Consider the following 14,613-nt stretch of genomic DNA (forward strand, 5'->3'; position numbering starts at 1 on the left):
ACCCCGGCCGGCTTCGTGCCGACCGGGGTAAGGTCTTGTCCGAAATGGTGGTTAATCGCTCCAGCTTGGTTGCGTAAATATATAGTAAACAAGATAGTATGCGTCGCGAATCGGGGGGTGACGCGGTGATGGAGGACAGGATTTGGTGACGGGCCTGCTCGACGCGGTCACGCACGAAGTGATGCTGTTCGCCGCGATCGGATTCGCTATTGGCGGACTCGACGATCTTTTGGTCGACATGCTTTACGGTATTCGGCTGGTCGCGCTTCGATTGCGCCGCGATACTCCGCTGCGCCTCGCGATGCTTCGGCCGCCGCCGACGCGGATCGCGGTATTCGTTGCTGCGTGGGACGAATCGGAGGTGATCGGGGGGATGGTTCGAACCGCGCTGGCGCGGTTCGGGCATGGTGATTACCGGATATATATCGGTACCTATCCCAATGACCGCGCGACCATCGATGCGGTGACGGCAGCCGCGCGCGGCGACCCGCGCGTCCGGTTGGTCGTGGGCGAGCTGCCGGGGCCGACCACCAAGGCGCACTGCCTCAACGTCGTGTGGCGCGCAATGCTCGAAGACGAAGCGTCCGACGGCCGGATGGTCGATGCGATCGTGCTGCACGACGCCGAGGATGTGGTGCATGCCGGCGAGTTGCAGGTCTATGCGCATTTCCTGGCCGCGGCCGATATCGTGCAGATCCCGGTGTCGCCGCTGGTCGATCGCAGCTCGCGCTTCGTATCCGGCCACTACCTCGATGAGTTCACCGAATTGCACGCCAAGCAGGCGCTGGTGCGTCAGGCGCTCGGTGCCGCGATGCCGCTGGCAGGCGTCGGCTGTGCGATCGCGCGATCGATGATGGCGAAGGTCGCGCAACTGCGCGGCGGGGTGCCGTTCGATGCCACCAGCTTGGTCGAGGATTACGAACTCGGGCTGACGGTTGCCGGCTTGGGCGGTCGTGCGGTGTTCGCTCGGGTGGCCGAGCGCCGCGGCGGTCCGCCGGTTGCGGTACACGCGTACTTCCCCGCGCGGCTCGACGCTGCGGTTCGCCAGAAGGCGCGGTGGATGACGGGGATCGCGCTTGCCGGATGGGACCGGATCGGCTGGGGGCGTCGCTTCGATCTGGGCGATCACTGGATGCGGATGCGCGACCGCCGCGCGCTGATCGCGCTGCTGTTGTTGCTGGCGGCTTATGCCGCGCTGGTGGGATGGGCACTTGGCGCTGCGCTGCATTGGTGGTTCGGCACCGCGCCCGATCCGCTGTCGCCGACGCTGCGGTGGCTGCTAGCGGTCAATGGCGGATTGCTGCTGTGGCGGACCGCGATGCGGATGGCGTTCGTCGGGGCTGCCTATGGCTGGGTGGAGGCAATCCTTTCGGTACCGCGGATGTTCGTGAGCAATTGGATCTCGCTGCTCGCGGCGCGGCGCGCGTTGTTTCGCTATATCGGGCTGCTGCGGGGACAGGCGCTCACCTGGGACAAGACGCGGCATCATTTTCCCGATCTTGCCGAAAGCGGTGGTGGGTGAGCGGTGCCGGGCGGCCGTTGTGGTTCGTCGGCTATGTGCTGGGGGGCTGGATCGCGCTGCGGGTGTCTTTCCTGCTGCTCGAAGCGGTTGAGTTGGCGGCACCTTCGCTGGTGGCGCAGGCCTCACCTGCGGCGATGCCGGTGAGGGCGCGGGCGGCGGTAGTCGAGCAAATAGTAGCTTCGGTGAGGCGGCCTGTCCCGGTTCTCGCGATAGAAAAGCCGATACCCGAAGCTCCGCTGTCTACTCCGCCGGACCTCATGCTTGCGACCTCGCCGTCGCCGCCGGCGTCCATCGGCGCGGCCTTCAGTCAGGAACGCTGGGCGCCGTCACCGCGTCCGTCGATTATGCCCGCCGCGCGTGGGGAGGGGCGGTTCAGCGGCACCGCCTGGCTCATCGCGCGCGACGGCGGGCGATCCTTGTCCGATGCCGGGCAGCTGGGTGGATCGCAGGCGGGGGTGCGGCTGCGCTATGCGCTGGGCGATGCGCGAACGCTCGCCGCCACCGCGCGGGTGTCGACCCCGTTGCGGGGGAGCGGGAGCGAGGCGGCGCTGGGGATCGAATGGCGTCCGGTCGGCGCCAATGTCGCGATGATCGCCGAACAGCGCTTCGGGATCGACGGCACCGCCGATGGGCAGGCGGTGTTCGCGGTGGGCGGGGTGGGGCCGACCCCGATTGCGGCGGGGCTGATCGTCGAGGGCTATGGCCAGGCGGGCGTGGTGGCGCGTGGTGGTATGATCGAGGGGTTCGCCGATGGCGCGCTACGGCTGACCCGCCCGATCCTGCCGGGCGTCACCGTCGGTGCCGGTGCCTGGGGCGGGGCGCAGCGTGATGCCCAGCGCATCGATCTGGGACCGACCGCAACGATCGCGCTGCCCGTGGCGGGGCGATCGTTGCGGCTATCGGTCGACTGGCGGCAGCGCGTGGTGGGCAAGGCCGCCCCGGGGTCGGGCCTCGCCGTGACGCTGGGGACCGATTTCTAGCCGCGCTTGGCGGCGATGTAGCGGTCGACCTGCTCCTCGAGGAGGTTCAGCGGCATCGCGCCGTTGCCCAGGATCACCTCGTGGAAATCGCGGATGTCGAAGCGGCTGCCAAGCGCCTGTTCGGATCGCGCGCGCAGTTCGGCGATCTTGAGCTGGCCGATCATGTAGCTGGTCGCCTGCCCCGGATTGTTGATGTAGCGCTCGACCTCCTTGACGATGTCGCGCTGCGCCAGCGACGAATTCTCTTGGAAATAGGCGATCGCCTTTTCGCGCGACCAGCGCTTCGAATGCATGCCGGTATCGGTGACCAGTCGGATCGCGCGCCACATCTGGAGCGAGAGCATGCCGAATTCGTCATAGGGATCGCTATACGCGCCCATCTCCTTGGCGAGCCGCTCGGTATACAGCCCCCAGCCTTCGGAATAGGCGCTGTACCCGCCGAGCCGGCGGAATTTGGGCATGTCGGGTAGTTCCTGCTGCCGGGCGATCTGGAAATGATGCCCTGGCGCGCCTTCGTGGACCGCGATCCCTGCGGTCTGTACCTTTTGCACCTGGCCCATATCGGCGAGGTTGACGTAGAAGATGCCCGGCCGCGAGCCGTCGGGGGCGGGGCGGTTGTAGAAGGCGACCGCGGCAGTGTCCTGCCGCCAAGCCTCGACCGCGCGCACTTCTAGCGCCGCCTTGGGCAGGGTGTGGAAATAGCGCGGCGCAGCGGCCATCATCGATGCGATCACCGCGCGCGCGTCGGTCAGATACACTTCGCGACCCGCAGCCGAATTCTCATATTTGAAGCGCGGATTGCTGCGGACGTCCTCGAAGAATTCGCCGAGCGTGCCCTTGAAGCCGACGCGGTCCTTCACCGCCTCCATCTCGGCACGAATGCGCGCGACCTGCGCGAGGCCGACCTGGTGGATCGCGTCGGCGCTCATGGCGGTGGTGGTGTTCTGCGCGAGGCGTGCGGCATAATAGGCCTCGCCATTGGGCAGGCTCCACGCGCCGTCATTGCCCTTGGCCTGCGGCTCGATCTCGTCGAGCGCGGCGAACAGCGTCGCGAAGCCGTTCTTGAAGGGGCCGGTGAGCGCGGCGCTCGCATCGGCGACCAGCTTGGTCTTGGTCGCGGCGGGGGCATCGAGCGCGGCGACCTTCTTCTTGAAGTCCGCCAGCAACGTGCTGTCTTCGCCCGCGGTGAAGGGCGCGCCGGTGATGACCTTTTGCGCATCGGCGCGCGCGGGGGCGAACACCATCTTGGGCGGGATGATCCCCTTGCCGGCCTGCATGCGCATATGCGCGGCCACCTCGCGCATGACGCGATCGGTCTCGGCGATGCGCGCGATATAGGCCTCGGCGTCGGCGACGCTGGCGATCTTGTGCTGGTTGATCAGGAAGACCGGGATCGAGCCGGCGGGGCTGCCATTGGTCGAGACCGGGAAGCTATAGTCGCGAAAGGCATATTGGCGGCGCTGGTTTTCGACCTGGGTCTCGAACAGGCGGTAGCTGAGCCGTCCGCTTTCGCTCAGTGCCTCGGGGCGGAACTGGCGGCGCATTTCGGCGAGCGTCGCCTCCGCCATCGCCATCCGGCGTTCGCCCTCTGCCGAGGTATAATCGTCGAGCTTGTCGTAACCGGTCTTGCTGCCGAAGCTGGTGAGCGTTTCGGGGCTGAGCGCGACCGCCTCGTCGAACGCCTTGTCGAGGAAGGCGAGCAGCCGCGCGTCCTCGGCATTAGCGCCGGGAGCAGCGGCGGGCTGGGCGGTGACGGCCTGCGGCGGCGTGGTCGCGGCGCAGGCGGGGACGAGCAGGATCAACGGCAGCAACAGGCGAGGCGACATGGATAGCCCTTGATTGGCGGGCGATCGGCCCGGGGAAGCGTAAAGGCTAACCGGCGGGGCGGGCGGCGGCAATGCGTTTCTCCCTCCCTGGAAGGGAGGGGCGGGGGTGGGGCGGGTGGTATGGAAACGGGGCGCTTTCCCACTGGCCGACCCACCCCCGACCGCTCCCTTCCAGGGAGGGGAGGCAGAAGATCAGTCGTCCTCGTCTTCGAACCCCAGCAGGTCGAGCGCGCGCGCCTTGATCTGGCGCTGGGCGCACCAGTGGACCAACGCGTCTTCGCGGCCATGCGTAACCCATACTTCGCGCGGGGCGATTTCCAGGATCGTTGCGGTCAGCTCGTCCCAATCGGCGTGGTCCGACAGGATGATCGGGAGCTCGACCTGCCGCTGGCGCGCGCGCTGGCGCACGCGCATCCAGCCCGATGCCATCGCGGTGATCGGATCGGGCAGCCGCCGCGACCAGCGATCGTTGAGCGCCGATGGCGGCGCCATCACGATCCGCCCGGCAAGCTCGGCCTTCGCGACGCCCGCGGCGGGGCGCAGCTCGCCCAGATCGACGCCGTGCGCGACATACAGGTCGCACAGGCGTTGCAGCGCGCCGTGGAGATAGATCGGATCGTTGAACCCCAGCACGCGCAGTTCGCGGATCACCCGCTGCGCCTTGCCCAGCGCATAGGCGCCGACGAGCACGCAGCGATCGGGTTCGGCGCGCAACGCCGCGAGCAATTTGTCCATCTCGTCATGCGTGTGCGGATGGCGGAACACCGGCAGGCCGAAGGTCGCCTCGGTGATGAAGACGTCGCACTTGACCGGCTCGAACGCCGCGCAAGTCGGGTCCTCGCGGCGTTTGTAGTCGCCCGAGACGACCACGCGCTCGCCCGCATAGTCGAGCACGATCTGCGCCGACCCCAGCACATGCCCCGCGGGAACGAACGAGATGTCGACCTCGCCCAGCCGCAGCGTCTGGCCATAGGCGACCGGATGCCCCGCCTGCTCGCCATAGCGAACATCCATGATCGCCAGCGTCTCGGGCGTCGCCCACACCGCGCCATGCCCGCCGCGCGCGTGATCGGCATGGCCATGCGTCACCAGCGCGCGTGGCTTGGGTTGCGAAGGATCGACCCAGGCATCGGCTGCCGGAATATAGATGCCCTCGGGCTTGGGTTCGATCCATCGGCCTGGGCTCATCGGTCCCATGTGGTGGCGCGGCGGCGCCATGCAATTGGATCGAACGCGTTTCGCCGTCGTTGGGCAGGCGAAGGAGAATAGCATGTCGTTCGATTTTAGCTCGGTTTGGGGCGCGCTAACGATCATCGGGCCGATCATCCTGGTGATCGCGATCGTCTGGGCGATGCGCAACAACCGCGGCACCGCGCGCGAAGTGCAGGCGACCGAGGAAGCGACGCGCCGCAATTACGACGAGCAGGAAAAAGCCGACAAGGCCGCCGACGAGCATTGACGCGCTGGTTGCGCGTGACGCCGGCATTCGCGGTTGCTCGGCGCGACGCGATGCCGGATTGAGCGTGGCATGACCGCCGCCAATCTACCCGCGCAGCTTACCGACTGGTTCGCTGCGCGTGGCTGGCAACCGCGCCGACACCAGCTCGACATGCTGGGTGCAGCGCGCGCCGGGCGGCATGCGCTGCTGATTGCCGCGACCGGCGCGGGCAAGACGCTGTCTGGATTCCTTCCGACGCTGACAGAGCTGATCGAGCGCCCGCACGAGGGCATCCACACGCTTTACATCTCACCACTCAAGGCGCTGGCGATCGACGTGCAGCGCAACTTGCTTACCCCGATTGCCGAGATGGGGCTGTCGATCACCGTCGAGGCGCGAACCGGCGACACGCCGTCGGACCGCAAGGCGCGGCAGCGGGCCAAGCCACCCAACATTCTGCTGACCACCCCTGAATCGCTGAGCCTGTTGCTGAGCTATCCCGACAGTTTCACGATGTTCGCGGGGATACGCTGCGTAGTGGTCGACGAGGTCCACGCCTTTGCCACCGGCAAGCGCGGCGATCTGCTGTCACTGGGGATGGCGCGGCTGCAGGCGATTGCGCCTGCGATGCGCCGGGTCGCGCTGTCGGCGACGGTCGCCGATGCCGATGGCTATCGCGCGTGGCTGGCACCCGATGGCGATATCGACACCGTCGAACTGGTGCAGGGCGAGGCGGGGGCCGACCCCGACATCGCGATCCTGCTGCCGCAGGGGCGGGTGCCGTGGTCGGGGCATTCGGGGCGCTATGCCGCGCCGCAGGTGATGGCGGCGATCGCGCAGCACCGCACCACGATCGTGTTCAGCAACACGCGCGGGCTCGCCGAGCTGATCTTCCAGGATCTGTGGAAGGTGAATGATGCCAATCTGCCGATGGGGGTGCATCACGGCAGCCTGTCGCGCGAGGCGCGGCGCAAGGTCGAATCGGCGATGGCCGATGGACGACTGCGCGCACTGGTTGCGACCGCCAGCCTCGACCTGGGCGTCGATTGGGGCGATGTCGATTGCGTGATCCAGATGGGCGCGCCCAAGGGATCGTCGCGGCTGCTCCAGCGGATCGGCCGCGCCAACCACCGGCTGGACGAGCCGTCGAAGGCGATCCTGGTGCCGGGCAACCGCTTCGAATATCTCGAAGCGCGCGCCGCGCTCGACGCGGTGCATGCCGGCGAGCTCGATCCCGACATCTTCCGCCCCGGAGCGCTCGACGTATTGGCGCAGCATTTGATGGCGTGCGCATGCGCCGCGCCGTTCGATGCTGCGGTCATGCTGCACGAAGTGCGTGGGGCGTTGCCTTATTCGGCGCTGACCGACGAGGTGTTCGAACGGGTGCTGCAATTCATCGCCGATGGTGGCTATGCGTTGAAGGCCTATGACCGGTTCAAGCGGCTGGCGCAGGGGCCGGACGGGCTGTGGCGGGTGGCGCACCCGCGCTTCGTGACGCAGCATCGGCTGAACGCGGGGATCATCATCGATGCCGCGACGCTCGAAGTGCGCTTCAGGAACGGTCGCAAGCTGGGGACGGTCGAGGAATATTTCGCCTCTACGCTATCCCCGGGCGATACGTTTTTCTTCGCAGGCATGAGCCTGGAGGTCGAGAAGATCGACCAGCTCGATCTGGTGGTGCGAGCGACCTCGAGGCCCGCGCGTATCCCCAGCTATGTCGGTGCGCGGCTGCCGCTGTCCACGAATTTGGCACACCGCGTCCGCACTTACCTCCACGATCGCAGCGCTTGGCACGACTTCCCCCCAGACGTGCGCGAATGGCTGGAAATGCAGGGCAACCGATCGGTGCTGCCCAAGCCTGGCGAGCTGCTGGTCGAAACCTTCCCGCGCGAGGGGCGGCATTACATGGTGATGTACAGCTTCGAGGGCTGGAACGCGCACCAGTCGTTGGGGATGTTGGTGACGCGGCGGATGGAGCAGTTGGGGCTCAAGCCGATCGGGTTCGTGTCGAACGATTACGCGTTGGCCTGCTATGGGTTAGAGCCGATCACCGATCCCGCGGCGCTGTTCTCGCCCGACATCCTCGAGCATGAATTTGTCGAATGGGTGCAGGGTTCGGCGCTGCTCAAGCGCGCTTTCCGCGAAGTCGCGGTGATCGGCGGGCTGGTCGAGCGGCAGATCCCGGGCAAGAAGAAAACCGGCAAGCAGGTGACCTTCTCGACCGACCTGATCTACGACGTGCTGCGCAAATACGAGCCCGGGCATTTGCTGTTGCAGGCGGCATGGGACGATGCGCGCGCGCGGATGACCGATGTCGGGCGGCTGGCGAGCCTGCTCGACCGCGCGGCGGCGACGATGCTGCATGTCGAGCTCGATCGCGTGAGCCCGCTGGCGGTGCCGGTACTGGTGCTGATCGGCCGCGAGAGTGTGGCGCAGGGCAGCGCCGACGATGCGCTCCTCGAAGAGGCCGAAGTGCTCGCGGCCGAGGCGATGCGCGCCGATTGAATCCGATTGTTGGCGCGCCCGACGAGGCGTATGCTGTGCCGATGCTGCGTACTTTTGCCCTTTGGGCCTGTACCCTGATCGCGTGCCCGGTTGCTGCGCAGGAAGTGCCGACGCCGGTCGTCACCGAGCCCGCCGATCCGCTTGCCGAACCCCCGGTCGATCCGCTCGCCGAGGTCCTCGCCTTCACCGATTATGACGAGCGGATGAGCGTGCCGGTGCGGCTCAACGGCAGCGGCCCCTATCGTTTCATCATCGACACCGGCGCCGAGCGTACCGTCATCGCGCACCAGGTCGCGGGGATGCTGCGGCTAGCGGCGGGACGCACCGTCAACATCGCAGCGATGACGGGCAGTAGCCCTGCCGCGACGGTGCTGATCCCCTCGCTCGAGATCGACGCGGTGCCGCGCGGGCTGCGGATCGAGGCGCCCTCGCTCGATCGTGCGCATCTGGGCGCCGACGGGCTGGTGGGGATCGATTCGCTTGCCGGCAGCGCGGTGCAGATCGATTTCGAGGCGAACGAGATGCACGTCGCCAAGGCGCTTCGCCGTCGCCGGGCGTCGAACCCCGGCGAGATCGTCGTTCGCGCCAAGACGCTGGCGGGGCGGCTGATCGTGTCGGACGCCTTTTACGCGGGCAAGCGGATCGCGGTGATCCTCGATACCGGCACCAGCGTGAGCATCGGCAACGCCAAGCTGCTCGAGCTGGTGCGCAAGCGGTCGACCCCGCTGCGCCCGATCCATCTGACCAGCGTCACCGGCGACGTGCTGATGGCCGAGCATCACCAGGTGCCGCGGGTTACCATCGGCGGTGCCGAGTTCCAGCATCTGGGGATCGCCTTCGCCGATGTCGCGCCGTTCCGGCGACTGGGGCTCGACGATCGCCCGGCATTGTTCCTGGGAATGGATGCGATGCGGCTATTTAGGAAGGTGCGCATCGATTTCGCCAATCGCGAGGTCCGCTTCCTGCTGCCGCGCCAGAGCTTCCGAACCGCCTCGCTTATCGGCACGCGGATGCCGTGACCCGGTTGCGCCCGCCTGCCCGACGCGGCATAGGCGGGGCTATGGTTCCCTTTTCGTTCGCTGGGCATGACTTTGCCGCCTTGGCCGATGGCGCGCTGTTCTGGCCCGCGCGCCGCGCGATGCTGGTCGCCGACCTGCATTTTGAAAAGGCGAGCTGGTTCGCGTCGCACGGCCAGATGCTGCCGCCGTATGATTCGATGGAAACGCTCGAGCGGTTGCAGGCGGCGGTCACGCGTTGCGACCCGCGCGAGATCTGGTGCCTGGGCGACAGCTTTCACGATGCAGCCGGCTGCGATCGTTTGCCCGCCACGGTACAGGACGGCTTGCGATCGCTGGTCGGGGGGCGGCGCTGGGTGTGGATCACCGGTAATCACGATGCCGGGATGGTCGATCGTTGCGGCGGCGAGGTGCTCGCCGAAGCCGTCGTCGACGGGGTGGTGCTCCGCCACGAGGCCGAAGCGGGCGAGGGACGCCCCGAAATGTCGGGGCATTTTCATCCGAAACTGCGCGTTACGGTGCGCGGGCGCAACATCGCGCGGCGCTGTTTCGTCGCGACCCCGACCAAGCTGATCCTGCCCGCGTTCGGCGCGCTGACCGGCGGGCTCGATGCCACGCATCCCGAGATCGTTCGCGCGGTGGGGCCGGGGGCGCAGGCGTTGGTGCCGCTGCCCGATCGCATGTTGCGGTTCGCGCTCGCGGCCTGAGCCGCACAGGGCCGCGTCAGAAAGCGCCCGGCACCTCGCGCTGCATCGGCGTCGGGCGCAGCGGCACCAGCAATTCCTGTCCCTGCGCGAATGACTGGCCCGCATTCCGACCCCCAGTCTGCCCCGGCATGGTCGCCGCGGCCTGGGTGCCGGCGATCGGCGTGCAGCTGCGACCCGCTAGGAAATCGAGCGCGCGCGCGGTCGATTGCTCGCGCGGATCGCCCATCTGGAAGTTCAGGTCGTCGCTCGCCTGGCAGCTGGCGCGGACGGTCGAGGCCAAGCCGCCATAATAGTCGCCCTGATTGTCGGCGTTGACCGTCGCGAAGGCCACCACGCGCAACCGGTCGTCGCACTCGGCGCGGTCTAGCGCGATTTGGCCGACGGGCTTGCCGAAGGTGTTGGTGCCGATCAGCGCCGCGCGGTTGTTCAGATAGGGGATGAAGGCGTTGACGATCAGTTCGCTCGCCGACGCCGAACCGCCGGTGCCGATGAAGGCGACGCGCATCGGCGCAATCGTCTGCGGCTGCTGGGCGAAGAATTTGGTCCGGTTCTCGGCCGCCTTTTCGGGGCGGAAGCGCAGGGTGCTGAAGATCTGCGACGGCGTCCGGTCGCCGCCCATCAGGTCGCCGAGCAGTTCGGCGGTGCTGAGCAACCCGCCGCCATTATAGCGGACATCGACGATCAGATTGGTGATCCCCTCGGCCCGGAAACGCGCAAAGGCTTCGCGCATTTGCGGATCGGCCGACAGGATGAAGGTGCGCAGGTTGAGATAGCCGACGCGCTGGCCGCCATTGTCGATCACGCGTGCGCCGTAGCGCGACGACACCGGCGAAAGGTTGAAGTTCGCCTTGGCGACCGAAACGTCACGCTGGAACCCGTCGAGGCCGCGAACGCGCAGCACGCGGGTGGTGCCCGGGGTATCTGGGCCGAACGCATTGGTGAGCGCGGCATTGCCCCCGCTATTCACGATATCCTGCACCGTGCGAACGTCCGCGGTCGTGGTGCCGATGCCGATGATCTGGGTACCGCGGTCGATTCCCGCCGCCAGCGCAGGTGCGCTCTCGAACGATTCGCTCACCACCAGCTGGTTCGATGCATTGACCGCCAGGCGGAAGCCGAAGCCGGCGGTGGCGCCCGAGCTATTGAAGGCGTTCTCCTCGGCGATCGAGGTGACATAGGTGAAGAACCGGTCGCGACCCTGCGTCCGTGCGGTGGCGGTCAGCCCGTCGACATAGGTGTCGAGCGTCGAAAAGCCCGCGGGGTCTAGCGCGGCGGGGAGGGTTTCGGGGAACAGATACCATTCGCGCATCTGCGCGAGCACCCAGCTCTGGCGGGCACCCAATGCGCAGGTGCCGGTCGCCGGCGGGGCGGGGGCGGGGGTTGGCGAGGGCGTGCCGCCGGTATTGCCGCCGCCGGGCTGGACCGCGACCGATCCCGACCCGCCGCCGCCGCATGCCGCAAGCAACATTGCCGACGCCACGACCGCAGCCAAAGTGCGATGCTGAACCGAGTTCTTACGCATAAGCTTACGCCCTCACGAGGATGCGGGGAGCATGTCAGCGCGTCATGCGCCCGGCAAGCGGCAAATAGCGTTCAATAGGGCGGCGCGCTTCGTTCGCGCTGTGCACTTGCCGCCTCGATCCACCAGCGCAGATCGTCGGCGAAGCGCGGGAACGCCTTGGCGAGCGCCTGGCCACCGTCGCCGGTCGGCTGGCCGTCTGCATCGAGCGCCTGGCCGATGCCGCCGACGGTGAGCGTGCTCGAAATCACCGCCATCCCCATTTCGGCGAGCGTCGCGTGCCAGGCCGAGTTGGCGCGCGCGCCGCCCAGCCGGCCCGCCGAATAGCTGGCGATCGCCGCGGGGCGCCAGAACCATTCCTCGAGGAAATGGTCGGTCAGGTTCTTGAGGCCGGGCTGCATGCCCCAATTATATTCGCCCGCCACGAACACGAAGCCGTCGGCGGTGCGGATCTTCTCGGCCAGCGTCGCCAGGTTCGCGGGGGCCTCGCCCTCGGGATATTCCTTGAACATCCGGTCGAGCATTGGCAGTCCGACCGCCTTGGCGTCGATCAGCTCGACATCATCGCCGCGCGCCGCCAATCCCTCGACCAGATATTGCGCCAGCCGGATGCCCTGGCGATCTCGGCGATAGGAGCCGTAGAAGACGAGAATGCGGTGCGGCATCGCGATTGCTTTCGAGGCTGGCACGGCGCGCGCCATGCAGTGCAAATGAAAGAGGCTGCCGGATCCGGTGTACGGACCCGACAGCCTCGGACATGGTCAGCGGCCGGAAGTTCCAGTGTGGGAGACCATGCGAGCCGCGCACTTGCGGTCAGGAAGGCGTTGGATGGGGCAATAGCGCCCCCGCCCTCGGCTGCCGAAGCTTAGCGGCGCGTCTCCCCAACGAACTGAACCGACCCCTTTGCTGAACCATGAGACATCGGATCACCTCCTTTCGCTAGTTGAAAAAATGGTCGTGCCCTGCGGCACGAATCACGTTGTGAATCATCGCAAGGCGCAGAACAAGTCTTGTAATGCACCGCGAATTGGACGATTCTCTTTCGCCTGTCGCAAGCGGCTCAAACCGGGCGGCGGCATCTTTCGATCACCGTGCGAACCTCTGGCGCCATCGGCATCGCCAGCGTGCGATGCTGGTCGATCCGCACCCCGAACCGGTCGTCGGTGGCAAGCAATGCAGCAAAGAACATGTCATCGGCGCTCAGGCTGCCGGCGACCACGCGCGGCGGGCCGGGCTCGACCGTGGCAGTCATCGTCGCGGAGGCGCTGGGGGTCACGACCTGAATGCGGCTGGCGTCGCCGCGGCGATCGGTGCGCGCCATCCTCACCCGTCGCGCATCGCGATCGCATGACAGGATAAAGTAGGCGCGCGCATCGGGCGGACCGAACATCGCGCTTCCATCGCGCAGCACCCAGCTGCCGAGCGCGGTCCCGACATTGTCGAGCTCGGGGGTGGGCAGCGCGCCTGCTACGCTCGAGGCGCGAGGGGGTGGCGCGGTGGCGATTTCGGGGGTTGCCTCGGCGTCGGGTTGCGCCGGTGCGGGGGCAGGCGTCGGCTCGGCGTCGCAGCCCGCCACCACCAAAAGGGCCGCGAGCGTCAGGGTGCGCCTGTTCGCTCGCGAACTTATCATCCGCGGCAATCCTCGGCGACGCGGAGGAATTCGGCCCAGGTGGGCACCACCAGTACCGGCAGCGGGCGAAGCTCGACGACGAAGCGACCGCGGCTGAACCCCATCGCATCGATCAGCGCGTCGCGGACGGGCAGGCGTACCGTCATGGCGCCACCGGTCGGGGTGCTCGCCAGGGCGCGGGTGCTGGTGTTGGTGCGGACCGTCATCGCCGCGTTGCCAGGGGCGGCACCGCGGCGCGACAGGACCAGCGCGCCCGCGCTACGATCGCAGCGCAGGCTGAGCTCGGGTTCGGCGCCCGGCTGGCCGAAGCGCGCGATCGATCCCTGCGCGTCGCGGCTGTACGACCATGTTCCTGCGGTCAGCGGCCAGTCGCGCCAGTCGCTGCTCGCGGGCGGCGGGGTCGGGGCGGGGGGCGGCACCGGCGCGTGGCGCGCGGGTGGCGGCGCTTGCGGCGCGGGGCGCGAAGGGGACACGCACCCGGCCAGAAGCGCGAGCGGAACGAACAAGGCAAGGATACGCTGCATGCACAGCCTTATGGGCGAGGCGGTGTCGCGCCTCAACCACTTCGTCATCCGCGGGTCGAATAGGGGTGAGCGCCGCGGCGACGGTTCTGCGGGAATACGAGGCCTAAGACGTGACGACAGAGGGGAACGCCGTATCAAAAGCCAAGTGCCACCGCGACACTCGCTCAGTAAGTGGGGAGGCGACGGGCGGGTGCCGATACGTCTGTTGGTCGGTATCAGCGCCTACTGGGTGCGATTGCCGCAGAGGACGGGACCCGGACCCGCGACGGTGCAGGCGGCTTTGCCCGACACGGTAACCTGACCCAGCCCCACGGCGGTGATGTTGGCGGTCTCGCTTGCCGAAAAGCTGCTTTCGCTCGGGCTTTGCGAAAGCACCGTCAGATCGCGCACCGCGAGGCTGGCGGCGTCGATCCGGTTGGCGCCGTTCGATGCGAAGCGTGCGCGTGCGGTGGTGCCGCGCACCTCGAGCGATCCGGCGCCGGTGAGCGTGGCGCGGAATTCGTCGGCGGCGATTGCGGCGACGCGCAGCGTCCCCGATCCCGACATGTCGATCGTCACCTGCTGGCTCGCCATGCGATCGATCGCCAGTCGGCCGTTGCCGACCAGCGTCGCGCTCCGGATCGCGGGCGCGGTGGCGACGATGCGTGGCGTCGCGGCGCGCGCATCGGGCCAGCCGCCCCAGCTATTGGGATTGGCGCTGATCACCAGCACCCGGTCCTCGACGCGAACAGCCACGCCGTCGAGCGCGCGGGCTTCGCCGCTGATCGTCGCGCCGGTAGCGCCCCCGGTTCGCAACTCGACATCGAAGGGGCCCTCGACGCGGATCGAGTCGAATCCCGTGACCATTACCCGCCGATCCTCGGCATGGGCGGGCGCTGGCAAGGTCGACAGCAAGGCGGCGGCGAGCAGGATGCGGATCATCGACACAACTGGCACCCCGCCACGG

Annotated in this window: 13 protein-coding genes; 6 read left to right on the top strand and 7 right to left on the bottom strand. The window is 67.7% G+C overall.

Annotated features, from left to right (window positions below; translation table 11 throughout):
• Nucleotides 1-145: 145 nt before the first annotated feature.
• Complete coding sequence (locus tag NMP03_RS15860) at nucleotides 146-1,522, top strand: glycosyl transferase family protein (RefSeq protein ID WP_319937637.1); 1,377 nt, start codon at nucleotides 146-148, stop codon at nucleotides 1,520-1,522.
• Nucleotides 1,519-2,502: a hypothetical protein gene (locus NMP03_RS15865; RefSeq protein ID WP_256506466.1), complete on the top strand. Its 984-nt coding sequence runs from the start codon at nucleotides 1,519-1,521 to the stop codon at nucleotides 2,500-2,502. Before NMP03_RS15860 ends, NMP03_RS15865 begins: the two co-directional genes overlap by 4 nt.
• Here the strand turns inward: NMP03_RS15865 and NMP03_RS15870 are convergent.
• A complete protein-coding gene (locus NMP03_RS15870) occupies nucleotides 2,499-4,328 on the bottom strand; it encodes a DUF885 domain-containing protein (RefSeq protein ID WP_256506467.1) in 1,830 nt (609 codons plus the stop codon). The two genes, NMP03_RS15865 and NMP03_RS15870, sit on opposite strands and share 4 nt — an antisense overlap.
• Nucleotides 4,329-4,520: 192 nt before the next feature.
• Complete coding sequence (locus NMP03_RS15875; RefSeq protein ID WP_256506468.1) at nucleotides 4,521-5,516, bottom strand: ligase-associated DNA damage response exonuclease; 996 nt, start codon at nucleotides 5,514-5,516, stop codon at nucleotides 4,521-4,523.
• An 82-nt stretch (nucleotides 5,517-5,598) separates the two neighbouring features.
• On the opposite strand from NMP03_RS15875, the gene NMP03_RS15880 reads away from it, so the two are divergent.
• From NMP03_RS15880 to pdeM, 4 genes are all read left to right on the top strand, one after another.
• A complete protein-coding gene (locus NMP03_RS15880) occupies nucleotides 5,599-5,787 on the top strand; it encodes a hypothetical protein (protein ID WP_256506469.1) in 189 nt (62 codons plus the stop codon).
• A gap of 69 nt (nucleotides 5,788-5,856) precedes the next feature.
• Nucleotides 5,857-8,271, top strand: a complete 2,415-nt coding sequence (locus NMP03_RS15885) for a ligase-associated DNA damage response DEXH box helicase (protein WP_256506470.1) — start codon at nucleotides 5,857-5,859, stop codon at nucleotides 8,269-8,271.
• Nucleotides 8,268-9,290 (top strand): aspartyl protease family protein, encoded by a 1,023-nt coding sequence (locus tag NMP03_RS15890; protein ID WP_256506471.1) that lies wholly within the window; start codon nucleotides 8,268-8,270, stop codon nucleotides 9,288-9,290. Before NMP03_RS15885 ends, NMP03_RS15890 begins: the two co-directional genes overlap by 4 nt.
• Before the next feature lie 41 nt (nucleotides 9,291-9,331).
• Nucleotides 9,332-9,994: a ligase-associated DNA damage response endonuclease PdeM gene (pdeM, locus tag NMP03_RS15895; RefSeq protein ID WP_256506472.1), complete on the top strand. Its 663-nt coding sequence runs from the start codon at nucleotides 9,332-9,334 to the stop codon at nucleotides 9,992-9,994.
• Between the two features lie 16 nt (nucleotides 9,995-10,010).
• Here pdeM and NMP03_RS15900 read toward each other — a convergent pair whose 3' ends face one another.
• From NMP03_RS15900 to NMP03_RS15920, 5 genes are all read right to left on the bottom strand, one after another.
• A complete protein-coding gene (locus NMP03_RS15900) occupies nucleotides 10,011-11,516 on the bottom strand; it encodes a S41 family peptidase (protein WP_256506473.1) in 1,506 nt (501 codons plus the stop codon).
• 71 nt (nucleotides 11,517-11,587) lie between these two features.
• Nucleotides 11,588-12,178, bottom strand: a complete 591-nt coding sequence (locus NMP03_RS15905; RefSeq protein ID WP_256506474.1) for an NADPH-dependent FMN reductase — start codon at nucleotides 12,176-12,178, stop codon at nucleotides 11,588-11,590.
• Nucleotides 12,179-12,573: 395 nt separating this feature from the next.
• A complete protein-coding gene (locus tag NMP03_RS15910; protein ID WP_256506475.1) occupies nucleotides 12,574-13,143 on the bottom strand; it encodes a hypothetical protein in 570 nt (189 codons plus the stop codon).
• Entirely contained in the window at nucleotides 13,140-13,667 is a 528-nt protein-coding gene (locus tag NMP03_RS15915; RefSeq protein ID WP_256506476.1) for a hypothetical protein, read from the bottom strand. The genes NMP03_RS15910 and NMP03_RS15915 overlap by 4 nt, the downstream gene beginning before the upstream one ends.
• Before the next feature lie 222 nt (nucleotides 13,668-13,889).
• Nucleotides 13,890-14,588, bottom strand: coding sequence for a GIN domain-containing protein (locus tag NMP03_RS15920; protein WP_256508150.1), 699 nt, complete (start codon nucleotides 14,586-14,588; stop codon nucleotides 13,890-13,892).
• Between the last annotated feature and the right edge of the window lie 25 nt (nucleotides 14,589-14,613).

Origin of the sequence: Sphingomonas qomolangmaensis (genome assembly GCF_024496245.1) — a bacterium.
In the GTDB taxonomy this organism is placed as follows: Bacteria; Pseudomonadota; Alphaproteobacteria; order Sphingomonadales; family Sphingomonadaceae; genus Sphingomonas; species Sphingomonas qomolangmaensis.

What these genes read in the sequence shown, in the direction of transcription:
- NMP03_RS15905 (WP_256506474.1), bottom strand. Translation starts at nt 12,178, where the DNA reads ATGCCGCACCGCATTCTCGTCTTCTACGGCTCCTATCGCCGAGATCGC.
- NMP03_RS15920 (WP_256508150.1), bottom strand. Translation starts at nt 14,588, where the DNA reads ATGATCCGCATCCTGCTCGCCGCCGCCTTGCTGTCGACCTTGCCAGCG.
- NMP03_RS15885 (WP_256506470.1), top strand. Translation starts at nt 5,857, where the DNA reads ATGACCGCCGCCAATCTACCCGCGCAGCTTACCGACTGGTTCGCTGCG.
- NMP03_RS15900 (WP_256506473.1), bottom strand. Translation starts at nt 11,516, where the DNA reads ATGCGTAAGAACTCGGTTCAGCATCGCACTTTGGCTGCGGTCGTGGCG.
- NMP03_RS15910 (WP_256506475.1), bottom strand. Translation starts at nt 13,143, where the DNA reads ATGATAAGTTCGCGAGCGAACAGGCGCACCCTGACGCTCGCGGCCCTT.
- NMP03_RS15875 (WP_256506468.1), bottom strand. Translation starts at nt 5,516, where the DNA reads ATGAGCCCAGGCCGATGGATCGAACCCAAGCCCGAGGGCATCTATATT.
- NMP03_RS15870 (WP_256506467.1), bottom strand. Translation starts at nt 4,328, where the DNA reads ATGTCGCCTCGCCTGTTGCTGCCGTTGATCCTGCTCGTCCCCGCCTGC.
- pdeM (WP_256506472.1), top strand. Translation starts at nt 9,332, where the DNA reads ATGGTTCCCTTTTCGTTCGCTGGGCATGACTTTGCCGCCTTGGCCGAT.
- NMP03_RS15915 (WP_256506476.1), bottom strand. Translation starts at nt 13,667, where the DNA reads ATGCAGCGTATCCTTGCCTTGTTCGTTCCGCTCGCGCTTCTGGCCGGG.
- NMP03_RS15880 (WP_256506469.1), top strand. Translation starts at nt 5,599, where the DNA reads ATGTCGTTCGATTTTAGCTCGGTTTGGGGCGCGCTAACGATCATCGGG.